This is a genomic window from Pedobacter sp. SYP-B3415 (assembly GCF_004138205.1).
In the GTDB taxonomy this organism is placed as follows: domain Bacteria; phylum Bacteroidota; class Bacteroidia; order Sphingobacteriales; family Sphingobacteriaceae; genus Pedobacter.
In genome coordinates, this window is sequence record NZ_RXNQ01000007.1 from 16,656 (window position 1) to 38,586 (window position 21,931).

Sequence of the window (21,931 nt, forward strand, 5' to 3'; positions counted from 1 at the left end):
TTTATGGGCAGAGAAAAGCGAGGGAATTGATAGATAACGTAAAATTAGTTGTGTTATTCTTTCTGCGCAGCGAGCAGATAAAGAACGGCCATTCTGACGGCTACGCCATTTTCAACCTGGTCGAGAATGATTGACTGGCCGCTGTCAGCAACGTCGCTGGTGATTTCCACCCCGCGGTTAATTGGTCCCGGATGCATGATGATGATTTCTTTGTCGAGGCTCTGGAGCAATTTTTTATCAAGACCGTACATCATTGCGTATTCGCGCAGGGAAGGAAAGTATTTAATATCCTGCCGTTCGAGTTGGATGCGGAGCATATTTGCTACATCGCACCAATTAAGAGCTTTACGCAAATCATGTTCAACGCGCACGCCAAGGCTGCTTATATGTTTCGGAATCAGCGTGGTAGGCCCGCAGACCATCACCTCGGCACCCAGTTTCTGCAGACACAGAATGTTTGAGATCGCTACGCGCGAGTGGAGGATGTCGCCAACGATAACGACTTTTTTGCCACTTACCGTACCCAGCCGCTCCTGGATTGAGAAAGCATCAAGAAGCGCCTGTGTGGGGTGTTCGTGCGCGCCGTCTCCGGCGTTTACGATCTGAGCTTTGACATGTTTGCTGAGAAACACTCCCGCTCCGGGGTAGGGATGCCGCATGACGACCATGTCAACCTTCATCGACAGGATATTGTTCACGGTATCGATCAGCGTTTCACCTTTGCTTACCGAGCTTGATGAGGCAGCAAAATTGACAATGTCGGCTGACAATCTTTTTTCTGCCAGTTCAAACGAAAGTTTGGTCCGGGTCGAGTTTTCAAAGAAAATGTTGGCGATTGTGATGTCGCGCAGAGAAGGTACCTTTTTGATGGGTCTGTTGATAACCTCCTTAAAATTCCTGGCAGTATCAAGGATCAGGTCAATATCGTTTCGGTCAATGTATTTGATGCCTAAAAGATGCCTGTTTGATAATCTGTCTGCTGCCATTCTATTTTATGCTTTCTGAAATTAATACAATTTTATCTTCCTGATCGGTCTCGCTCCAGCTTACCCGCACCTGTTGATGGCCAACTGTGTCTACCCGGTGGCCGATATAATCTGGTTCGATTGGAAGTTGACGGGAGAACCTGCGGTCGATAAGAACCAGAAGTTCCACCTTTCGGGGTCTGCCATAAGCCAAAAGTGCGTCCATAGCAGCACGAATTGTACGGCCGGTCCATAGCACGTCGTCGATCAGAACGACCTTTTTATCTTCGATGATGAAATCTATGGAGTTACTGCTGGCAGTCACGATGCTGTCTTTCCGCCTGAAATCATCACGGAAAAATGTAATATCGAGATTCCCCTTGAGAATGTTTGTGTCAGGAAGGATTTGCTGCAGTTCAGATCTGATTCTGTCGGCAAAGTAGATGCCGCGGGGCTGGATGCCGATCAGTACGGTATCTTTAAAATCGTCATGATTTTCGATCAACTGGCGACAAAGGCGTTTGATGGTGATCTGGATTTTCTGGCCGTCAAGAAGTGTGCGCTTTTGCATGTGTTGTTCCGTGGGGCAAATATAGAAAAATGTTTGAAGCAGGGGAAGGGCTCTGTTGCTTAAATTACCGGCATTTTACCAGGCTAGCGATGATCATCGTTAACTTCAATCCAGTAGCCGTCGGGATCTTTAAAGTAAATCTGCTGCACCCCGTCAGTACGTTTTGTAATCCCGTTCTTTTCACCGGCCCAGCTTTCGAAACCAATCTTGCGCTGTTTGAGGTTAGCAATAAATGCGGTCATATCTGTGGTGCTGAAACAAAGGTGGCTGTTTTTATCATGATCGGTTTTGCCTTTCGCACCAGAAATAATGTGGAGGTGTGCGAAGTCGCCAATACTGAACCAGGTGTGCCTGCCGTCATGAAAAGGCTCGGGAATGGTATCGAGTCCAATCACTTTCTGGTAAAATTCTGTGCTGACCTGCAGGTCGACAACATATTGCGCAACGTGATTAATTACTGTTTTCGGTTTTGCATTCATTTGTGCTGTGCTTATTGAAGGCTTCAGGGCCAACAGGCTGATAAAAGCAAAAATTGAAATTGTTATTTTCATATGCTGGACTAGACAGACTAAGGTAGAAAAAACAGCACAGTATCGGAAGTTTTATTGTTGGAGAAGCAGCAGGGCGCTGCACCATTTATGTCGGGTGCACGTTGCGCCGACAAAACTTCAAACGAGCTGCAACTTTTTTTTGAACGCTTAACTATGTTATCAGACCTCAAAGAGGCCGTCCTCCAAGTGGCGTTCCGCTTACCCAATCGTTAACCTATATTGCCCGAAAGCGCTCCGGAAAATTTGTCGCCGGTCTCGACTTTGCATAGTGCTTTGTCGTAATACCGGCTTACTACACAAGCCAGACTGGTTAAAAGGTCACTGTCTGTCGGTAAATTCCTTAATGGATTTTTGGCAGACTCCAATGGTTCCGTAAAATAAACTGCTTTAATAGGGTGATGGACTGTATTTGGCGTTGCTAATTTTGCATCAAAAAATATCTTCTTCAGAGTTGCAGCCCCCGGGTCTGCAGGATTCTGATCGCGTCCGGAAGGTCAGCCGGCTTTGGCAGGTTTCTGAAGGACTTCGGCACCGATTGATAATTTGTGAACGCCGTTTCTTTACCGGTGGCATCCTGAAAAAATATGGTGGAAACGGAATCACATAGCGTACTTTTTGTTTTGCGAACGAAAGACAGCGCTGAACCTCTATCGAACTCCCGCTCAACCTTATACTCCAAATAATGGCTTGTTTCTCTGGTGAGGAGATGATTGATCCAATCACCTTTAATACTTTGTAGGTGACCGCTCGGCGTATACATGAATCTTGCTGTCCAATTGTAAACGTGCTCACTTTGTGAACTTTTATGTGCAATCCTCGCCTGCATGATTTTATAGCTTTGCGGTTTTTGCGAAGTCGACCAATTGAGATTTGTCAGCAGCCCCATGCCGTATTCATCATCTCCAAGACCAGCCTTTAATAAATAGCTAAAGTTCAGGATTGATCTGTTACCGATCAGTTCATTTTTTAAGTAGCGGAATAACTCTGTTGTAACGGCGTAGACGTCTTTGTTTACTTGTATTTTATCTGGTACCAGGAACCGGACGACAATGCCATTGATGGCGACAGAATCCAATCCGTTTCTGTTATCTATCGAGTAAACCGTTTTCTCGGCAGAGGCCGGCGATTTGGTCCAGCTGTATATGATCAGTGAATCTTGCCCCGGCGGAGGGGTTATCATCAAGTGATGTGTTTCTTCCGTTTCGCCATCTTTAAGAAGATATTCTTTTACATAACACAGCGTGTAGCCAGGGCTCATGCCGGGTGTCGATGCCATTTGGGCGATGGCGCAAAGACACGTGATAATGAACAAAATACTCTTTTTCATTTCAGATCAGCAGTGAGACGTACTCTCGTTGTTTTCCAGAATATACTTTTGCCAGCTGACACAGTCGCTGAGATTCCGACACTCTTTTTACTGTCACAGAGATAGTAAAAGTTGCCGGAGGTCCAATTCTGTTGGTTTGTAAAATCGGCCGCGGGGATAGGGTAGGAAATCTTATGAGGTATTTCTATTGTGTCCCAGATTATCGTCCCTTTGTTTGTGAGCGCTGGTTGCCCGTTTTTTTGCAGACGTTTTCGTCTGATTGTTTTCTTTACATGGACATGATTTCCCTGATCTCCGTCAGTGTTATGCCGGCCCTTGTCTGCTGTTACGTAGCGCTTTCCATTCGCATTTAAGTAATTGAGGTAGATTTCCAAAGGTATTTCTATGAATTTGTACTCATCAAATTTATTTGACCCGATCTTATTATCGGGTTTTTGTTCAGAATTCCCATGGGCTAAGAAATCCGTTCCGTCCCAGAATGTGGCTCCGGACGTTGGGTCCGTTGCTCCAGTTAAGACAGCAAATATCGCTTGCCTGGTAAGCAAGGCTATTTCGCGGACAGAACTTGGCAGCAATTTGCCTTTTGGTCTGACTGATGAATAACCCGTATTTAATAGGCGTTTCCAGCGATTTTTTTCCATACGCCTGTTCAAAGCTTCATTATGGCTGGCAAACGCAAGGCATTTTAGTTCCATCGCATCGGGCCCGCCGGCTTCGTGTGCAAGCACATAAGCTATAAAACAGAAGTCTTCGTGCCTGAGGGCCTCGCCCTCATCTTTCAATAATATAGAACCCGGAACATCTATCTTATCTATAAGAGAGTTTGCGCCGGCATCCTTAAGTTGCTTGCATATGTACACATCTTCAGGCTCTCCAGTGTAGTCATCATGTGCGATTTTGCCAATGAAATGACCTGAAGCCAGATAATAATGGCCATTCATGATGCCTGGTAAGACCGGAAGCGGCCCGCCGGTGGGCGTTGTTGCAGGCGGCTCGTTTCGCTGACCCGAATCAGTAATGCGGATAGTTGCGCCACCGTACAGGCAGTTTATTGTGCTTTTTTGAAGTAGTGCTGGTTTATCCTGAAACAGAACGGTTGCAGTGTCTTTCCATGTGCTGAGCTGCATGCATGAAGCGCAGGGCACAGCGGCATTTGGACTTCTTAAACAATTACCCTCAAACACGAGACTGGCAGGCCCGCGCTCTGCGATTGTTGCTGTTCTTTTTTCCTGGGTCGATGGCGTGGCGGCCCTGACCTTTAGACGGCCCGTCGGGTTAGAACAGCCATCGCACTGCAGCGATGCGCCGTCAATGACGAGCTTTAATCCGTCAAGCTCCGTTTCCCGTTTGCTGTGAACAAGTTTTGCCTGATTTGCCTTGAGTTCAAACGTTCGCTCCGCATCCTGTAGGGTAGCCGGCTTTAAGTGCTGATCTCCCGGCTGAGACCAGTCGCTTTGCCGAGCTTCACGAGCTTTGCCTAACCTAAACATGACGCGATAAATTTTGTGTGTCCATAGACGCCTTCCTTATATACCAGAGCATCTGTCAGCGTCCCGTTATTGTAGGTGTACACCCCATAGTCCAGGGGATTGTCGTGTTGCCGGGGTGCAATGTGGAGTTGGAATCCGGTCTCATCAAGCCACTTTTTATGAATGTCAGTGGTCCAGAGATCAGTTTTGAATTCCTGGCCGGTATAGCCCCAGAGCCCGTTGAAATAAAGTCCGAAGACCTCTGGTTTCTGCAAAAAGCTGATTAATTTCAGTTCACTGGACAAAACTTCATCATTGGCCGCCAGCCTGCGCTGAAACTCCTGGCCGTGGTGATCAATAAGCAAATTTGATTTCATTTCGGCCCACTGTTCCTTCATCTGATAGAAGTTACTTACCTCGATTATTTTGCCGTCTGCAGACACCTTGAGGACGATGGTGCTGAAGGCAGATGCCAGTTTTCTCAAAAAGGGATCGTAATTAAAGGACTTGCCGGCCAGATCCTCCACGATGATACCGTAACGGAATAGTCCTTCAACTTTTCCGAGGCAATGCAATTCGGTTGTCCGGATAAAGTGTGTGGCAGCGTCTTTCTTTTTTAGATCGTGTGGCTCAAAAATGGTCTCAAAACGAAAGCTTAACTCGAAGGGCTTCTCTGGATGCAAGACCTGATTTCTCTTTTCAAACTTTATTGTTCTCATGCTCAGTTAGTGTATAGTCCGTTTTCGATTTTGTTCCGGCTCCATGCCCCAGCCCGTGCGACTTGAAGACCAATGGAGATAAGTGTTTCGTATGGCTTTCAGTACTTCCTTTTCTTCCTTTTCGGTTGCCGCTCCGCTGCTTATAACCGGGAAATGGGAGGCAAAATTCGGTTCGTTCCTTTGATAGTGCGCGTCCTTCAATCCGCTTAAAGGCTTCAATAAGCCGCGTGCTGTCCGGGCAGTCTCAAAGATTGACCATGCCCCATCGGTATTTGCTCCCGCAGTCTGGTTTGTCGCCAATATAGAGCTGGCTTGTTCCAGAACGGTGTGGCCCTTCAGGCTAAAAGTCTTCCTGAGATCTGCGAGCAGCATGCTGCCAAGGTGTGCCTTGCAGTAATCCTGCATCAGATGCAACATGATATAGCTGTATTCTTTCCTGACGAGCCTTTTGCTGCAGATTTTCCTTGGTATCAGTCCGGCAGACAATGCATGTCGCGCCTGGTTTGCCATGGTCAATTGGTCCGAGCGGAACCAGGTTGACTGAATGAGCGTCTGCTGCAGCGCGTCCAGGTAACCATTCGGGAAGTGTAGTGATGATTCGAGTTCGTTCTCTTCAATCCCTTCTTCATAACCACCGCCAATATCGCTATGGCTTCCGGGAAACGATCGTTCCGTAACCCGGTCTGAGCTGCCAATTCGGCTCAAAGCAAAGTTTTTCCGGTGTTCATCAGCGGCGGTGAAGTGTACCAGTTTACGGTAAAACCCCAGGTCATTCAGCTTCAGCTTTGCCGGCGAATGATCGAAGCCACCACGCTGCAAATGTTTTAGTGTTTTCACTAATAGGGGGCTGTCTTTAATCGTGCTCTCGTTTGCAGCGTCACGGTCGTTGTAATAGGCCAGGACGGTATCGTATAGTCCAACAAACCTGACAGCGAGGCGGACGTTTTTTAATTCATCCGTCGGCATTCCAGATTTCAATAAACAATAGCCCAGGTGACCCATGCCAGGTAACATTCCATCTGTAAGCAATAATTTATCGATTTCCAGTCCGTCTGCATCCCGAAGCTCATTTCCGGCCTCTGCATCCGGTCGTCTGACTGCTGCTTTCAGTCTGGCTACAGGCAAATCGGATTCTTTACCAGCAGGTGTTTTATGCGGTCTATACGGCCCTTTCACATTGATTTCGTATAACAGATTACGCGCGGCCGCTGCACCGCGACTAAATCCGAACACATCTATAGTCAGGGTGTCTATCCGTTTGTTCTTGTTCCCGGCCTGGTTTCTGATCCGGGAAACAACAGCAGCCAGCCTTTCACAAGCCTCCCTGACCTTAGCCCTGATTCCTGTCGTTCCCGAACCAAACAGATAACCGTCGGCAGCATCGGGGCCTCCGGAGACGGTGCCCGGCCCCTCAACATAAATTCTGTAGCTGCTCCGACACCAGAGCCACATCCTAGCGATGTTGGTGTAATCATTTTTATGGCTGGACGAGGCGACGTCAGCAATAAAACGGAGCAGGGGCGCATCCTTCCATCTGGCGGTACCGCCACGGGTTTTTTCATCTTCCTCCCGTTTCAGACGGAGACCCGTGTTATCCTTGTTGTTCAGCGTGCCGTCCATAAAAATGCCGAAGACAAGGTTCATCGTTGTTAAACTGTCGGGCGCATCCTTGTTCGCCATATTGTATACAAATGCTTTTCCCATTTTTTCTTAGTTAAGTTCTCTTATCGACGACACAGCTTTTTTTAGCCGATAGACGTCTTTAAATCTTTTGAATCGCGTCATTACAACGGTCAGCCCATGGTTTACTTCCAGCTCAAGTGAAAATGAGTCGCTGGCCTCATCCCCGGAGGATGATGAGAAGCTAAAAATCTCTGTTTCGTTGAACCATATCGCGCCACAGAATCGCCTTCCCGATGAGGTTTTCCAATTGTATTCGATTGTAGCCGGCAACCTGGTCAGGAGTACCTCATTTCTAATTTCCGCCGCCGACAGCCGGACCTCCTCGCCGTTGAAAAAGCGGCAGGCAAACTCAGTCACTATCGGGCTTTCCGGCCCAAAGAACTGCGGGCGCCACTGGAGATGTTTGCGATATCCCATCCACTTATCAAATGGAATATCGGCCGTCGCGCCTGCCGGACTAACGATACCCAGATCATTCATCAGTTCATCTATCTGATCCCAGTCAAATAAATACTGGTATTCGGCCGGAAGTTTCGTTAAATCGCGCACTTCGATAAGGCATGGACCGGCACCGTAACATCCAACCTCGGTTTGTCTGCCTGGTCCGCAAAGCCAGATGACTACCAGGCCACCCGGCGCAAGTCCGACATTAATCATGTCATAGGTCAAACGTTGCGGGCTTCTATTTTCCTTGTCATGGATATAACCTTTTTCAAATAGCTGCCCAATCAAATCTGTATTGATTTTTGCGTGCAGGTGATAGCACCTTTTCTCAGCTAGTGAAAACCAGGTTACATCGATATGTTCCGGCATGGATCGAACTGAAGCTGAAAGTCCGGAACCGGGGGCTCCCCAGCCTTCCAATCCGCTGCAAAAGCCCAGGGCCAGCGAACATACCGACCCGTCCATGAGGTTGAACTTCCCGGATACAATGTGGACAGGGTAGCCTTCAGGGCATGAGACACACTCTTCCCAAAAGAAATGCCGCTGTCTGGCGGAGAAGCCAGAAGCACTGATGCCGGTATCGACATCTGTTCGCTGTTTCGCAGACGCGTCCATTTTTCAACTCCTATTAACTTTCGCATCAATTGCGCCAAGCAACTGAGCCGTACCAGAGCTCTGCAGAATGAGGTCGCCGGCTAGTGTTCGGTGGTGCGTGCTCCCCGTCGATTCCATAACTTCCCCCCGAACGGTTATTGTTTTATTCTCATTGACGGTCTCTTCATACGTACCGGCCGTCTGCTTATACGCGGCGGCAACATGCACGGTCTGATCACCGCCCACCTCTGTACGTGCATGTCTCCCTACCAGGAGCTGGAAATCTTCAGTTGCTCTCAAATGAATATTTTTTCCGTGGAGGTTGAGGTCTTCGACTGCGCTGATCGTAATGTGATTATTCCGCGTATCAATGTGCAAAAAGTTATGATTACGGTCGCTGATGGTAATTGCTGGCTGCTCTTCAGCATCATCAAACTCAATCATGTGGCCTGATCGCGTTGCGATCGCCTTTCTGCGGTTTGTTTCAAATCCACCGGCTGCATTGTTACCGGTAAACAGATTTCCCAGAACCACCGGACGGCCAATATGACCTCCTTCAAATGCAACCAGAACCTGATCGCCAATTTCTGGAACAAAAACAAAACCCCTGTTTTTTTGAACTGTACCCGTACCTCCTGCGTGAGGTGAAGCCACCCTGATCCAGTCCGACTGGTCGTTGGTTACAGCCGGCCAGTTGAAACGGATCCGGACACGGCCCATGCCTGCGGGGTCCAGATTATCTGTCACTTCAGCCAGTTCCAGTTCAGGTCTGGGCCACGTTGCGCCAAAGCCGTTCACGACCGCGCTATCTGCACGCATACCCCAGAATTCGTTTTCATATTTGCCTGTACCGCTGATTCTATGTGTGACAGCAGTCACAAAAAAGCTTCCCAGGACATGGCTGATCGTGTTATTGCTCAGCCTAACCGACTGTTCAATGTTTACAATACTCCCCAGATGCAGACCTGGCTCATCTCCTGCGGCTGAGATTTGTAGTAATCGCGCGCCGGTACGTGACACAACAGAGGCGGCATGTTCAGCCAGCTCACTGCGACTGTTCGCGTGATAGGGATATGTGGCAATACCAGGCGGGTAAAGGCTTGCTGAAAGATCCTGAAGTTTTTCCGCCGTGTTTCCTTCTATGCGGCGGTTCGCAGCATCTGCAGCCTCCAGAAATCCTTTCCCACCCGGATAGCCGGAGCTTCGCGAAACCAAAGGAAGAACAGCAGACTGCTGTTCGTAGTATTTCAGGTTACGCCCATATACCAGTTTGATTTCTTCGTGTAAATCAGGCCTGCCTAATTGCAGATGTGAGCCGGTATAATAAAACCACTCGTTATAGAAAGAAGCTAGTCTGTTCAGGAATTGGAAATCGGTTTCGCGGTATTGCAGTTGGTGCCCGGTATGCCCCGGCCTGTCGAGGTTCACCACAATATCCAGGTCGCCTGAAGCGAGTTTTGACCCTGCCTGGGAAAGGATTTTGTCGAGTGACCATTCATTGAAAGATGCGAAAGCCGGTGAGCCGTCCATTAAAATTGTCGGGCTGTAGCCTGACAGACGCAAATTTGCGTATTGCCCGCCATACAGCTGACGATCGGCTGCGGTTATGATTCCCCTGAAAAGCTGAAGGGGCTTGCCGGCTTTTCCAAAAGATACATTGAAAGTTTTTCCTATGAATGATTCCGCAGGAGGGGGCTGCAGCAAGGCCTGTTCGGGATCTGCCTGCTCCCTGAGCCTGATCTCAAAGAAATGATGAGCATTAAAAACCTGTTTGATCACGCACAGGTCGTAGTCCGGAACGAGCGTTCCGTTTATGCTGATTTCAGCATGAAATTTTTCTTCCATAAGTAACGCATAATACAGCCGGAGCCGGATGTTAAAAACGCTCTCAGGATAAAAACCAATAGGGATGATTTTAACCTTAAGATTTAATTATTGCTTTAAATTAAACAATAAATTAAATTTATCAAACTTTTTGATAAAAAAAGCGCGTTTTATCGCGATACCTTTGTCTGTTTGAGAGGTTCCTCTTTCGAACAAAGTAATGAATAAGGAAAACCGGCCGTTAGCGACTTAAAATAGCCTCCAGATTGGCGGGCGAATAGTTTACAGACTTCAGGGTTTTGTGGTCGCCTTCCCGGTAGACAAGGAAAAGATCTCCTTCCCGTTCATAAAAGCTCTTCACCCCCTGACTGGCATAATGAGCTACGGTCGCATCAGCCTCTTCAACGCTTTTACAGGCTTTGCTCATGTTACTGCGCTGAACCTCATCGAACAATTCTTTGAAGCGGTTGCCCAGGCCGAACTCCAGAATAGCACCTGAAAGTACGTATTGCAGATCGCATAGGGCGTCAGCAACCTCTATAATGTCATTCTGAGCAACTGCCTGTTCGAGTTCTTTGAGCTCTTCAGCGAGCAGATCAATACGCAGCCGGCAACGCTGTGCCGATGGAATAGTTGGTTCATCCAGAACGGGATGTTTAAATGTCTTATGAAAATCGGCAACCGAACTAAGTGAAAGTGGATCTTGCATGTGTTTTATTTTTGCACGAAGATACAGCATCCGGCGTTATCATCTGTATAGGTACTTTCCAGCCTGCAGCATAAAGGGGGAATGGTGAAGAGGGCTGTAGCAGGAATGATTTAAAAAAAAAGCGCCCTGAAACCAGGGCGCTTTTCATTTTGCTTGAAAGCTGAATTATCCGTTTTTCGCTTTGCTTTCTTCGCCTTCCATTTGCTGTTTTAATTGAGCAAGGACGCTAAGATCACCAAGGGTAGATTTCTCTACAGAATCTTTCACTTTTTTAACCGCATTGCTTGCAGCTTTTGCCTCTTTCTTTTTAGAAGCTCTTTCTTCAGCTACTGCTTCAGCTTTTGCTTCTTCCCAGATGCGGGCATGAGATACAACGATACGTTTAGCATCTTTATTAAATTCGATGATTTTGAAGTCGTTAGTTTCTTCAGCCTTAACTGAAGTACCATCTTCTTTTACCATGTGTTTTGTTGGCACGAAACCTTCAACACCATATGGCAATGCAACAACTGCACCTTTATCAGTTACTTTAACAACAGTACCCTGGTGGATTGAATCCAATGTGAAAATGGTTTCAAATGTATCCCATGGGTTTTCCTCGAGTTGTTTGTGACCCAGGCTCAGTTTTCTGTTGTCAACGTCAAGTTCAAGAACAACTACGTCAAGCGTGTCACCAACTTTGGTAAACTCGTTCGGGTGGTTTACTTTTTTAGACCATGACAGATCAGAGATGTGGATCAGACCATCGATACCTTCTTCGATCTCAACAAATACACCGAAGTTGGTCATGTTTTTAACAACAGCTTTGTGTTTGCTTCCAATCGGGAATTTAGCAGCAACGTTCTGCCAAGGATCCTGAGAAAGTTGTTTGATACCCAGGCTCATTTTACGCTCGTCGCGGTCAAGGGTTAATACTTCTGCTTCGATTTCGTCGCTAACTTTCAGGAATTCCTGAGGATTTCTGAGGTTTTGTGACCAGCTCATTTCAGAAACGTGGATCAGACCTTCAACACCAGGAATGATTTCGAGGAATGCACCGTAATCTGCAACAGTTACGATTTTACCTTTTACTTTCGAACCAACCTGGATATTGGTGTCAAGGCTTTCCCAAGGATGAGGGGTAAGTTGTTTCAAGCCGAGCGCAATACGTTTTTTCTCGTCATCAAAGTCAAGCACAACGACGTTGATTTTCTGGTCGAGTGCAAGTACTTCTTTCGGATGCTCGATGCGTCCCCATGAAATGTCTGTAATGTGAAGAAGGCCGTCAACACCGCCAAGGTCGATGAACACACCGAAGTCAGTGATGTTTTTAACAGTTCCTTCAAGAACCTGTCCTTTTTCAAGTTTAGATACGATCTCAACTTTTTGGCTTTCCAAATCGTCTTCGATCAGTACTTTGTGTGATACAACCACGTTTTTGAACTCATGGTTAATCTTAACCACTTTGAATTCCATGGTTTTACCCACGTAAATATCGTAGTCGCGGATCGGTTTGATGTCGATCTGTGAGCCTGGAAGGAAGGCTTCCACACCCATAATGTCTACGATCAGACCACCTTTAGTACGGCTCTTAACGAAACCGTTGATGATTCTGTCTTGCTCAAGGGCTTCGTTGATCGATTCCCATGAGCGTTGCGTTTTAGCGCGTTTGCGGGATAAAATTAACTGGCCGTTCGCATCCTCAGGTGCTTCAACAAACACATCAACTTTATCGCCAACTTTCAGGTCTGGAGTGTCACGGAACTCTGAAGTGGATACCAAACCGTCTGATTTGAAGCCCACGTTCAGTACCACATCTTTGTTGTTGATAGAAACAACGGTACCGGAAATGATTTCTCCCTGGTTGATCTGGTTGAAAGTTCCGGCATACATATCTTCAAACTTTTTACGGTCTGAGTCATTGTAGTTTCCGAAAACTTTGTCATCTGCATCCCAGTCAAAATCCTGATCTGGTGTTGCTAATGATGATTTGATCGCTTCGATCGACACTGAATCAGCTTCTGATTCAATGGTTTCCTTCTCCGACAGACGTCCGCCTGCATCCTGAAGTTCAGCTTTTTTTGCTGCTAGTTCTTTTTCTGCTACTTGTTTTTTTGCCATTAAATAATTTATCTCCTTTTTCCCGATACAATCGGGACGGCAAAGATAAAAATCTTTTTATTTAATGAAAAGAAATTTTAACAGAAATAATGCTGATTTTGAATAGGATAGCTATTTCAAATCGTCTGTCAGCCCTCTTTTCGCAGCCGGGCCAGCACCGCTTCAAGCTTCTTCCTGTTTTTCATGTAAGGCTCCAGGTTAAACAAGGCAACCTTGCGAAATTCAACAGGATGGCTCTCGCTTTGCAGGGAAATGTATCCGGACTTCAGAAGTTGGCCGTCTTTTTTCATTTTCGGATCGAAATTGATAACGCTTCCCCCGCCGATCTGCGGCTTATAATACGTCAGAACAGTATCTCCCTCCACTACGTGATGTATAACTGAGTCGGCCAGGACAACAAAGTCGGCCCGCACCCATCTGTCACCGTGATAGGTTTTTGATTTCGAATCCAGGCAATGCGTGGTAAACAGTTTGTCTTTCCAGATTACATTGGTTCCCGGCGTACAAAGGTTGCTGGTGTGCCGGGGTTTCTGACCATCGCCGCCCAGCAGCTGCCCTTCTACAGAGATAGGAAAATCCTGGTCTTTAAGCATAGTCGCAGGATCCTGTCCATGCAGCATGACACCGCTGTTTCTCCAGGCCCATCCCTCGCCGCCTTTTGCCTGTTCGCCGGTAAAGCGGTACTCCAGCCGCAACACATAAGCTGAGAAAGGTTTTTTATAGAAAATATGTCCGTACTGCTGGTCAAATTCGCCATAGCCCTCATACCCGACCTTCATCATTCCGTTTTCCACCCGGAACGTGTTCGCGTAATTTTCGCGGTAATTGTGTTTTGCGATTTTAATGTTCCAGTCTTTCAGGTCTTTGCCATTGAAAAGCTGAATCCAGCCGTCGTTAGAAGGTTTGAAGAATAAAAAGGCTGAACAGGCAACGAGGATGACCGCTGCCAGTGGAAAAAACCATCTTCTCATATATGCTTTATTTTCTGCCCAAGATACAGAAAAATGCATCCAAAGGAAAGTGTGCTAAGCCTGCTTCAGGAAGGGCTTTACATGCCCGGCAGCGAAATCCAGCTGCTCCTGCTGCGTCATGTCGGTATTGTCCAGAACAATTGCATCATCTGCCCGTATGAGCGGGCTTTCCTTGCGTGTTGTGTCTGCATAATCCCGGTGAGCCAGGTTTTCAAATACCTCTTCAAGGGTAACCAGGTTTCCGGGCTTTGCTGCCAGTTCCCTGTAACGCCGTTCTGCGCGTATTTTCGGGTCTGCCGTCATAAAAAACTTCACTTGCGCATCGGGAAACACCGTTGTGCCAATGTCGCGCCCGTCCATTACAAGATTTTTCGACTGCCCCATGCGCTGTTGTTGTTTAACCATGGCATGACGTACCCATTTATTCGCCGAAACTTCGCTCACAGCATCAGAAACCAGCATGCCCCTGATCTCTTCAGAAACCTCTTCTCCGTTCAGGGTAATATGCGACTCGTAGTCCCGGGCGTTGAAATTCAGTTCGATCGTATCCAGCGCAGCTGCAACAGCCTGCTCATTGGAAATGTCGGTATGGTTACGAAGAAAATAAAGTGTTACCGCCCGGTACATGGCGCCGCTGTCTACATAAATAAAGTTCAGGGATTTGGCCAGGGCTTTGGCCAGGGTGCTTTTTCCGCAAGAGGAGTAACCGTCGATGGCTACGACAATGTTTGAACGCATGCAGCAAAGGTAAGACATAGAAGTGAAGCCTATGTTATTTTTTCTTTTTTCGCCCTTCGGCGGATGAAAAGACCAGGTATTCCATGCCGTAAGTCGACCTGATATCTAATAGCATATTCCGTGAATTTGAAAAGGGGCACCAATTGGCACTAAAGTTCGATGCAATTTTTTTTACTTTGTTGTATGGAACAGGTACCCGAAGCGATCTTGCAGGAAATACAGTTTAAAACATCCCGGAGCAGCGGCAGCGGGGGCCAGCACGTGAATAAGGTAAGTACCAAAGTTGAGCTTATTTTCAATCTGGAGGGTTCGGTTGCCTTGTCCGCTACGCAAAAGGAGCGGTTGCGTTTACGTCTGGCCCACCGGCTTGATAAGGAAGGAAATCTTCACGTTGTGAGCCAGGAATCGCGCAGCCAGCTGGCCAACAAAGAAACAGCTGTAGAAAAGTTTCTGAACATGATCAGCAGGGCACTGATCGTTCCGGCAACACGCAAGCCTACCCGCATACCAAAGGCTGTTATTGCCAGACGGCTGGATTATAAAAAACGCACAGCAGATAAAAAATCAACCCGCCGTAAGCCATCAATTGATTAATCAGTTGAAACGGTAATAGAGACTGATTGAGCCGTATTGATGTGGCCTGGCCGGGCTTTTTACCTCCCGCGACTTAAACGTTAGTCCGAATTCGGCCGTGAATCGCCTTGAACTGTAATTAACACCAAGCTGTTGCGCAAACACGAGTGGTTTCGCACCAAATATAACTGGATTGTTGTCACTGAACAACCCGCCCTGAATCGTCGCATCATAAGCAACGAAATTAAGCTGAGGTTTGATATACAGGTAGAACTCAGTCTGATGCAGCGGCTTTTGCTGCGCATGATTGGAAATCGTAGCCTGAAGATAAGCTGAATTAAAAAGCTGGTTTATCCGGCCTGCGCGAAAAACTGCTGAAACCCCCGCGCCGCTAAAGACATTCCCCAGGTTTGCATAGCCCTCTGCAGAAATGTCAAAGTCAGCATCCTCAGGCCTGTAGAGCAACCGCGTGTAATTTGCAGACAGGTTCAGGGTCGCTTCATCCCGGATCTGGTATTCCCAGCCCCTGATTTCGTAAAACCCAACAATCTTATGTAGTAATTCCTGTGCCTGACGGCCTAATGCCGAAGGACCGATCACACCCGCCTGAAGGCCCAGTTTTAACGCCGATTCGTTTTTGTACAATTGGCTGAGTGCGGCGCCGGCATACAGGTAACCTGCGAAAGGACGATCCTGGCGTTCAGCCAGCGGACTATATCCTGATACCGGGTTATACATACCCTGACCTGCCGAAAACTCCCAGATCCGCTTTTCTGTCTTCTGACCGGCCTTTTCCTGATCTGAGGCGTGCCGGAAGTGAATGTAAAGCCCGTTTGTGTAGTACCGGTCCTGCCCATAAAAAAGATAGGCATCATTGTCGCTCCTGAATCCGAATTCATTTTTAAACGACCCGGCGGGCGTCTGGGCCTTGAGGTGTGATATAACGAGCACCAGGCCGCATGCGGCCAACAGCTTACATATAGAGTTCATGCGGAAGTTAATGGTGCGCAAGTATAGTCAAAATTACCCTTGAACGCCCGCAGGCATGTGCCATAAAAAAAGAGGCCGGAGCCTCTTTAATTTATTAAGCAACTAATTAGCTGGCTGCGGAAGATCGCGGACCGTTAAATCAAGCGGCTGTTTTACCTTGTTTTTCGAAAGGGCGAAATCGATCACTTCACTCATTTCGCTCACGTAATGAAATTTCAGGTCTTTAATGTAGTGTTCCTTAATCTCAAGAATATCCTTGCGGTTGCTTTTGCAAAGAATGATTTCTTTGATATTCGCGCGTTTTGCGGCAAGGATTTTCTCTTTGATGCCGCCAACGGGAAGAACTTTTCCCCGCAGTGTAATCTCTCCGGTCATGGCCAGATTTTCTTTTACCTGACGCTGGGTAAACGCTGAAGTTAATGCTGTGAGCATGGTTACCCCCGCAGATGGACCGTCTTTCGGTGTTGCGCCTGCAGGTACGTGAACATGGACGTCCCACTGATCAAACAGCCGGTGGTCGATGTCAAACCTGGAAGCATGTGCACGCAGATAGGCCAGTGCAATGGTTGCAGATTCTTTCATCACATCACCGAGATTACCTGTAAGGGTTAAACGACCTTTGCCGGGACTAAGGCTGGCTTCAATAAAAAGAATGTCACCGCCAACCTGCGTCCAGGCCAGCCCGGTTACCACGCCGGCTACCTCATTGCCCTCATACAAATCCTTATCATAAACAGGAGCACCGAGAATGCGTTCAACATCATCCTGTACAAGAGTTGCATTGTAGGGCTCTTCCATGGCAATTTTCGTAGCGATGCCGCGAACCAGCGAACCGATTCTTTTTTCAAGTCCGCGCACTCCTGATTCGCGCGTATAATCTTCAATAACACGTTCGAGAAGCGCTGGCTTCAGCGTAATGTCTTTGGCAGACAAGCCATGATTTTCTTTCTGTTTTGGCAGCAGGTACTTCCGGGCAATCTCAACTTTTTCCTCAATTGTATAGCCATTGACCTCGATAATTTCCATCCGGTCAAGCAGTGCCGGCTGAATGCTGCTCAGCGAATTTGCAGTAGCTATAAACAGGATGTTTGACAGATCGTAATCTATTTCGACATAGTGGTCGTAAAAGGCATTGTTTTGCTCCGGGTCAAGTACCTCAAGCAGGGCAGAAGAGGGATCGCCACGAAAATCGGAACCCACCTTGTCAATCTCATCCAGCACAAAAACGGGATTGCTTGCCCCGGCCTTTTTGAGCGACTGGATAATGCGCCCCGGCATCGCGCCGATGTAAGTTTTTCTGTGTCCGCGAATTTCGGCCTCATCACGGATACCACCGAGGGCCATACGGACATACTCCCTGCCCAATGCCTTGGCAATCGATTTACCCAGCGATGTCTTTCCAACGCCCGGAGGACCAACAAGGCACAAGATAGGGGCCTTCATGTCTTTCTTTAGCTTTAGAACCGCCAGGTACTCGATAATACGCTGTTTCACTTTTTCTAACCCGAAATGATCGCGGTCCAGAATGCGTTGCGCGCGTTTAAGGTCGAAATTATCCTTTGTAAACTCATTCCAGGGCAGGTCAATAAGCAGTTCAAGATAGTTCAGCTGAATTGAATAATCTGGCGCTGCCGGGTTCATTCTGCCCAGCTTATCAAGCTCTTTTTCAAAATGGCCTTTAGTTTCTGCCGGCCACTTCTTTTTCGCTCCCCGTTTTTTCAGGGCTTCAAACTCAAGATCGACGCTGCTTCCGCCCAGCTCTTCCTGAATAGTTTTTAGCTGCTGATTCAGGAAGTAGTCGCGCTGCTGCTTGTCAAGGTCAGTACGAACTTTGCTTTGAATCTGGTTTCTGAGCTCGAGCATCTGTAACTCGGTAGTCATCAGTTCCATAACCATCTCTGCGCGCTCACGCAGATTGGCCATTTCCAGCATCTGCTGTTTGTCGGCCATCTCCGCATTCATATTTGACGAGATGAAGTTGATCAGGAAGGATGTACTTTCAATATTTTTTAATGCAATCGCAGCCTCGCTCGGAATGTTGGGCGAGAGCTGGATGATCTGGGCAGACATTTCCCGGATCGAATCTACAAGTGCCTTAAATTCTTTGTCTTTTTTATGTTTGGTTTCCTCAAACTTAGCCACAGAAGCCTTGATATAGGGCTCGTTTTGAATCTCTGATATAAGTCTGAAACGCTGTTTGCCCTGAATAATCACGGTGGTATTGCCGTCGGGCATTTGCAGCATTTTAATAATATGGGCTACTGTACCTACATCATTCAGCTGTTCGAAAGTCGGATCCTCAATTGAAACGTCGCGCTGGGCAACCACACCGATGATCTTATGCGCCCTGTATGCTTCCTTGATCAATTTGATAGACTTATCACGGCCTACAGTGATAGGGATGACCACGCCCGGAAAAAGGACGGTGTTGCGTAGGGGCAAAATAGCAAGAATGTCGGGCGTTTCCTCATTATTCATCTCATCTTCGTCCTGCTGTGACATCAAGGGAAAAAACTCGGTGTCTTCGTTTATGATCGGTAATGTATTGCTGAAATCGAATGGATCCTGTTTACTCATTAAGTAATTTTTATAGGGCGACAAACTGACAGGATTGCCGGCCCCGTTTTTAAAATCTTATACAGAGAGCTATTTTCAACTGTTGTGCCAAACCGGTAAATTGATTGGCTTCTGTAAAATCGTCAGTTGTGAAAATAATTTTGCGGCAAATATATCAAATCAATCGGGGCAGACGTTATGCTGGTATTACTGTCTGATCGGTTTGAAAGTTTTTTAAAACTCATTTTTTGATAACACCTGCCTGCAAACCGTTCCAAAATTTTGTAATCCCATCCGATATACTAAATTTGAATCTTAAACAATCCACAATGAATTACCTCAAAAAGACGATCTTCTTCCTCATGATTTTTACCGCTGAGCAAAGCATTGCGCAGTCAAACTATTTCAAAATGGGGATGCAGGCGTGGATGAAAGGAGATTACAAAAATGCCGTTGCACAACTTGAAAAAGCGGCATCTAAAGATCCTAATAATGCCAACACGCTCAAAATGCTGGGGTATTCATACTACCAGTCAGGCGATTTTGAAAACTCAATTTCAACTTACAGCCGGCTTATCGACCTGAAATCGAATGATGTTTCTGCCTTCTACTACCGCGGTAAGGCCAGGCAGAATATTGCGAACGACCCGAAAGAGTCGCTCAACCAAATGCGCGAAAGCTTTTATCTTTCTTCAATTAAGGATTTTACAAAAGCTATCGAACTTAGCGGCGAGGAGGACATCAAATTGTTTCAAAATCGTGGCCTTGTCTACAAAGATTACGCAATCTTTAAATCTTACAAGATCCAGAAAAAAGCCGAAAAAGCTGCGTGCGTTGCCATATTCAAAAATGCAATTGCAGATTTTGAAAAGGTCCTGCTTAACCAACCGCAGCGCAAAGACATTGTTGCCCAGATTGATTATGTAAAGGCGCAGATCACCAGTTTGAAATAACTTGTGTTTGCAGATTATAAAAAAAGCCGGTTTTCGCCGGCTTTTTTATTTGTCAAATTCCTCTGGAATTTCAAATTTTTATTCAGCAAACGTACCCGTCACCTGGTAAGATTTTGGGTTAAGAAGCCTGATATGTTGTTTTTTATCTATCCGGTAGTAAGACCCGGGAAGATACGTGAGGCTGTCTGAAGAGCGATAAAGATAATTTTCGTTGACAGAAACGATCGTAATCCGGGAAACCTCGCCGGCTTTTTTCATGATCTCAACTTTTCTGACGGGAATCTTTGGGTCAGATGATGTATAGCGTTCCGAAGTATCCGTTTTTTGTACACGGAATGCCCCGCTCCATGCGGCCTTGTTAATGTCGGCATCGATGAAAGTGCTTAGCTCCGTTTTCCAGTCAGCAATTTTTAGCCGTTTTTCTTCAGAAAGACCATTTACAACAACGCGTTTACTGATTAATGGTGAGCTTTGCTGTAATTGTGCGGCCTGCGCGTTGAAATAATCTTTGAGGCTGAAATATGCGTTGCCCGAACCTGCCTGCTTTTCAACGCAGGAGGTGAGGACAACGCCTAACAATATGATTATGCCAGTCGCCTTTCGCATTAAACGAGACAGTCGCCGGTCATGGCCTCCGGAATATCAAGGCCCATCAGTTTCAAAATAGTTGGAGCAACATCGCCGAGTTTCCCGTCCCTGATCTCTTTGTAGTCTTTATCGATCAAGATACAGGGAACCAGGTTTGTTGTATGAGCTGTATTCGCAGATCCGTCGTGGTTCACCATGAACTCTGAATTGCCATGGTCGGCCAGGATGATAAAAGAATAGCCATTGTCAATGCCTGCCTGGACCACCTCTGCCGCGCAGCGATCGGCGGTTTCGACGGCCTTTACTACAGCGCTGAAAACGCCTGTGTGACCAACCATGTCAGGATTGGCAAAATTAAGGCAGACGAAATCAGGCCAGCCTGCCTTCAATTCGGCAACAATGGCCTCAGTTATAGCTGCTGCGCTCATTTCGGGCTGCAGATCATACGTGGCTACTTTTGGAGAGGGCACGAGAATACGCTTTTCGCCTTCGAATTCTTTTTCACGTCCGCCGGAGAAGAAAAACGTAACATGCGGATATTTTTCCGTCTCTGCGATTCGTATCTGGTTTTTTCCGTTTGCTTCAAGCACTTCGCCAAGCGTTTCGGTCAGATCTTCCTTTCTGAATACGACGTTCACCTTTTCGAAACTATCATCGTAAGAGGTCATGGTTACATAGTGCAGCGGCATTTTATGCATGCCCTGTTCGGGAAAATCTTTCTGGGTTAATGCAGTTGTGATTTCCCGGCCACGGTCTGTACGGAAATTGAAGCAGATAACCACATCGTCGGGTTTAATGGTGGCAACAGGCTCTCCATCCGGGCGCGTTATAACAACCGGGTCAATAAATTCGTCGGTTACACCCAGATCATATGAAGATTGGATCGCTACTTCTGCCTGCATGGCGCGGGTACCAACGGCATTAACCATCACATCGTAGGCCTTTTTAACACGTTCCCAGCGGTTGTCGCGGTCCATGGCAAAGTATCTACCAGTTAATGTGGCAATGGTGCCTGCACTGTTTGCAAGATGTGTGTTGAGATCGCGGATATAGCCGAGTCCGGAATTTGGATCGGTATCACGCCCATCGAGAAAGGCGTGGATGTACACATTTTCAAGTGCCTGTTCTTTTGCGGCATCGCAAAGCGCTTTCAGGTGTTCAATGTGTGCGTGTACACCGCCGTCAGAAACCAGGCCGATAAAATGCACCGACTTGTTATTTGCCTTTGCGTATGAAAAAGCGTCAAGAAGCACCGGATTGTTATGCAGCTCGCGGTCCTGGATGGATTTGTTAATACGGCCGAGCTCCTGGTAAACCACACGTCCGGCGCCAAGGTTCATATGCCCGACCTCAGAATTACCCATTTGCCCCGCAGGAAGACCTACGGCTTCGCCGGATGCCTCCAGTCTGGAGTTGGGATACATGGCCAGCATTGAATCGAAAAACGGGGTGTTTGCTGCGTAGGCAGCGTCAGATCTGTCTTTATTGCCATATCCCCAGCCATCGAGGATAATAAGTACGGCTTTCTTGTTTTCCACGTGGCAAATATAAGTCTCTCGCTGTTTTATAATAATTTTATTACCATTTTTAATTTATAAATGGCATA

General features: G+C 47.0%; 19 protein-coding genes. 2 read left to right on the forward strand and 17 right to left on the reverse strand.

Annotated features, from left to right (window positions below; genetic code table 11):
- Window positions 1-53 precede the first annotated feature (53 nt).
- From EJV45_RS04425 to cmk, 13 genes are all read right to left on the reverse strand, one after another.
- Window positions 54-986 (reverse strand): aspartate carbamoyltransferase catalytic subunit, encoded by a 933-nt coding sequence (locus tag EJV45_RS04425; protein WP_129714451.1) that lies wholly within the window; start codon window positions 984-986, stop codon window positions 54-56.
- A gap of 1 nt (window position 987) precedes the next feature.
- The gene (gene pyrR / locus EJV45_RS04430; RefSeq protein WP_129714452.1) at window positions 988-1,536 is read right to left on the reverse strand and encodes a bifunctional pyr operon transcriptional regulator/uracil phosphoribosyltransferase PyrR; all 549 of its coding nucleotides are present in this window, start codon (window positions 1,534-1,536) and stop codon (window positions 988-990) included.
- Window positions 1,537-1,619: 83 nt separating this feature from the next.
- Window positions 1,620-2,015 (reverse strand): VOC family protein, encoded by a 396-nt coding sequence (locus tag EJV45_RS04435; RefSeq protein ID WP_240755196.1) that lies wholly within the window; start codon window positions 2,013-2,015, stop codon window positions 1,620-1,622.
- A 517-nt stretch (window positions 2,016-2,532) separates the two neighbouring features.
- On the reverse strand, window positions 2,533-3,414 hold the full coding sequence (locus EJV45_RS04440; RefSeq protein ID WP_129714454.1) for a hypothetical protein: 882 nt from the start codon (window positions 3,412-3,414) through the stop codon (window positions 2,533-2,535).
- A complete protein-coding gene (locus tag EJV45_RS04445; protein ID WP_129714455.1) occupies window positions 3,411-4,904 on the reverse strand; it encodes a DUF4280 domain-containing protein in 1,494 nt (497 codons plus the stop codon). The genes EJV45_RS04440 and EJV45_RS04445 overlap by 4 nt, the downstream gene beginning before the upstream one ends.
- Window positions 4,892-5,602: a hypothetical protein gene (locus EJV45_RS04450; RefSeq protein ID WP_129714456.1), complete on the reverse strand. Its 711-nt coding sequence runs from the start codon at window positions 5,600-5,602 to the stop codon at window positions 4,892-4,894. The genes EJV45_RS04445 and EJV45_RS04450 overlap by 13 nt, the downstream gene beginning before the upstream one ends.
- A 6-nt stretch (window positions 5,603-5,608) precedes the next feature.
- Window positions 5,609-7,306, reverse strand: a complete 1,698-nt coding sequence (locus EJV45_RS04455; protein WP_129714457.1) for a phospholipase effector Tle1 domain-containing protein — start codon at window positions 7,304-7,306, stop codon at window positions 5,609-5,611.
- Window positions 7,307-7,312: 6 nt separating this feature from the next.
- Complete coding sequence (locus tag EJV45_RS04460; protein ID WP_129714458.1) at window positions 7,313-8,344, reverse strand: DUF2931 family protein; 1,032 nt, start codon at window positions 8,342-8,344, stop codon at window positions 7,313-7,315.
- A 3-nt stretch (window positions 8,345-8,347) separates the two neighbouring features.
- Window positions 8,348-10,168: a type VI secretion system Vgr family protein gene (locus EJV45_RS04465; RefSeq protein WP_129714459.1), complete on the reverse strand. Its 1,821-nt coding sequence runs from the start codon at window positions 10,166-10,168 to the stop codon at window positions 8,348-8,350.
- A 220-nt stretch (window positions 10,169-10,388) separates the two neighbouring features.
- A complete protein-coding gene (locus EJV45_RS04470; protein ID WP_129714460.1) occupies window positions 10,389-10,856 on the reverse strand; it encodes a nucleoside triphosphate pyrophosphohydrolase family protein in 468 nt (155 codons plus the stop codon).
- Window positions 10,857-11,021: 165 nt separating this feature from the next.
- Window positions 11,022-12,956, reverse strand: a complete 1,935-nt coding sequence (rpsA, locus tag EJV45_RS04475; RefSeq protein WP_129714461.1) for a 30S ribosomal protein S1 — start codon at window positions 12,954-12,956, stop codon at window positions 11,022-11,024.
- Window positions 12,957-13,084: 128 nt separating this feature from the next.
- The gene (locus EJV45_RS04480) at window positions 13,085-13,927 is read right to left on the reverse strand and encodes a DUF1080 domain-containing protein (RefSeq protein ID WP_129714462.1); all 843 of its coding nucleotides are present in this window, start codon (window positions 13,925-13,927) and stop codon (window positions 13,085-13,087) included.
- A 54-nt stretch (window positions 13,928-13,981) separates the two neighbouring features.
- Entirely contained in the window at window positions 13,982-14,665 is a 684-nt protein-coding gene (gene cmk / locus EJV45_RS04485) for a (d)CMP kinase (protein WP_129714463.1), read from the reverse strand.
- A 183-nt stretch (window positions 14,666-14,848) separates the two neighbouring features.
- On the opposite strand from cmk, the gene arfB reads away from it, so the two are divergent.
- Window positions 14,849-15,259 carry an alternative ribosome rescue aminoacyl-tRNA hydrolase ArfB gene (gene arfB, locus EJV45_RS04490; RefSeq protein ID WP_129714464.1) on the forward strand — a complete coding sequence of 137 codons (411 nt, stop codon included), beginning with the start codon at window positions 14,849-14,851 and terminating at the stop codon, window positions 15,257-15,259.
- Here the strand turns inward: arfB and EJV45_RS04495 are convergent, their stop codons facing one another.
- On the reverse strand, window positions 15,260-16,228 hold the full coding sequence (locus tag EJV45_RS04495) for a lipid A deacylase LpxR family protein (protein ID WP_129714465.1): 969 nt from the start codon (window positions 16,226-16,228) through the stop codon (window positions 15,260-15,262). It abuts the gene before it with no gap.
- 102 nt (window positions 16,229-16,330) lie between these two features.
- On the reverse strand, window positions 16,331-18,805 hold the full coding sequence (gene lon, locus EJV45_RS04500; RefSeq protein WP_129714466.1) for an endopeptidase La: 2,475 nt from the start codon (window positions 18,803-18,805) through the stop codon (window positions 16,331-16,333).
- A 308-nt stretch (window positions 18,806-19,113) separates the two neighbouring features.
- Between lon and EJV45_RS04505 the strand changes: the two genes are divergently transcribed.
- Complete coding sequence (locus EJV45_RS04505; RefSeq protein ID WP_129714467.1) at window positions 19,114-19,737, forward strand: tetratricopeptide repeat protein; 624 nt, start codon at window positions 19,114-19,116, stop codon at window positions 19,735-19,737.
- Window positions 19,738-19,815: 78 nt separating this feature from the next.
- Here the strand turns inward: EJV45_RS04505 and EJV45_RS04510 are convergent, their stop codons facing one another.
- Both EJV45_RS04510 and gpmI read right to left on the reverse strand, forming a co-directional pair.
- On the reverse strand, window positions 19,816-20,316 hold the full coding sequence (locus tag EJV45_RS04510; RefSeq protein WP_129714468.1) for a hypothetical protein: 501 nt from the start codon (window positions 20,314-20,316) through the stop codon (window positions 19,816-19,818).
- A gap of 26 nt (window positions 20,317-20,342) precedes the next feature.
- Window positions 20,343-21,863, reverse strand: a complete 1,521-nt coding sequence (gpmI, locus tag EJV45_RS04515) for a 2,3-bisphosphoglycerate-independent phosphoglycerate mutase (RefSeq protein ID WP_129714469.1) — start codon at window positions 21,861-21,863, stop codon at window positions 20,343-20,345.
- Between the last annotated feature and the right edge of the window lie 68 nt (window positions 21,864-21,931).

Excerpts from the sequence above, each read along its gene's own strand:
- EJV45_RS04465 (WP_129714459.1), bottom strand. The coding sequence starts at position 10,168 with ATGGAAGAAAAATTTCATGCTGAAATCAGCATAAACGGAACGCTCGTT.
- EJV45_RS04440 (WP_129714454.1), bottom strand. The coding sequence starts at position 3,414 with ATGAAAAAGAGTATTTTGTTCATTATCACGTGTCTTTGCGCCATCGCC.
- EJV45_RS04425 (WP_129714451.1), bottom strand. The coding sequence starts at position 986 with ATGGCAGCAGACAGATTATCAAACAGGCATCTTTTAGGCATCAAATAC.
- EJV45_RS04480 (WP_129714462.1), bottom strand. The coding sequence starts at position 13,927 with ATGAGAAGATGGTTTTTTCCACTGGCAGCGGTCATCCTCGTTGCCTGT.
- cmk (WP_129714463.1), bottom strand. The coding sequence starts at position 14,665 with ATGCGTTCAAACATTGTCGTAGCCATCGACGGTTACTCCTCTTGCGGA.
- EJV45_RS04435 (WP_240755196.1), bottom strand. The coding sequence starts at position 2,015 with ATGAATGCAAAACCGAAAACAGTAATTAATCACGTTGCGCAATATGTT.
- EJV45_RS04505 (WP_129714467.1), top strand. The coding sequence starts at position 19,114 with ATGAATTACCTCAAAAAGACGATCTTCTTCCTCATGATTTTTACCGCT.
- EJV45_RS04455 (WP_129714457.1), bottom strand. The coding sequence starts at position 7,306 with ATGGGAAAAGCATTTGTATACAATATGGCGAACAAGGATGCGCCCGAC.
- rpsA (WP_129714461.1), bottom strand. The coding sequence starts at position 12,956 with ATGGCAAAAAAACAAGTAGCAGAAAAAGAACTAGCAGCAAAAAAAGCT.
- EJV45_RS04450 (WP_129714456.1), bottom strand. The coding sequence starts at position 5,602 with ATGAGAACAATAAAGTTTGAAAAGAGAAATCAGGTCTTGCATCCAGAG.
- EJV45_RS04460 (WP_129714458.1), bottom strand. The coding sequence starts at position 8,344 with ATGGACGCGTCTGCGAAACAGCGAACAGATGTCGATACCGGCATCAGT.
- EJV45_RS04470 (WP_129714460.1), bottom strand. The coding sequence starts at position 10,856 with ATGCAAGATCCACTTTCACTTAGTTCGGTTGCCGATTTTCATAAGACA.
- arfB (WP_129714464.1), top strand. The coding sequence starts at position 14,849 with ATGGAACAGGTACCCGAAGCGATCTTGCAGGAAATACAGTTTAAAACA.
- EJV45_RS04445 (WP_129714455.1), bottom strand. The coding sequence starts at position 4,904 with ATGTTTAGGTTAGGCAAAGCTCGTGAAGCTCGGCAAAGCGACTGGTCT.
- pyrR (WP_129714452.1), bottom strand. The coding sequence starts at position 1,536 with ATGCAAAAGCGCACACTTCTTGACGGCCAGAAAATCCAGATCACCATC.
- EJV45_RS04495 (WP_129714465.1), bottom strand. The coding sequence starts at position 16,228 with ATGAACTCTATATGTAAGCTGTTGGCCGCATGCGGCCTGGTGCTCGTT.
- lon (WP_129714466.1), bottom strand. The coding sequence starts at position 18,805 with ATGAGTAAACAGGATCCATTCGATTTCAGCAATACATTACCGATCATA.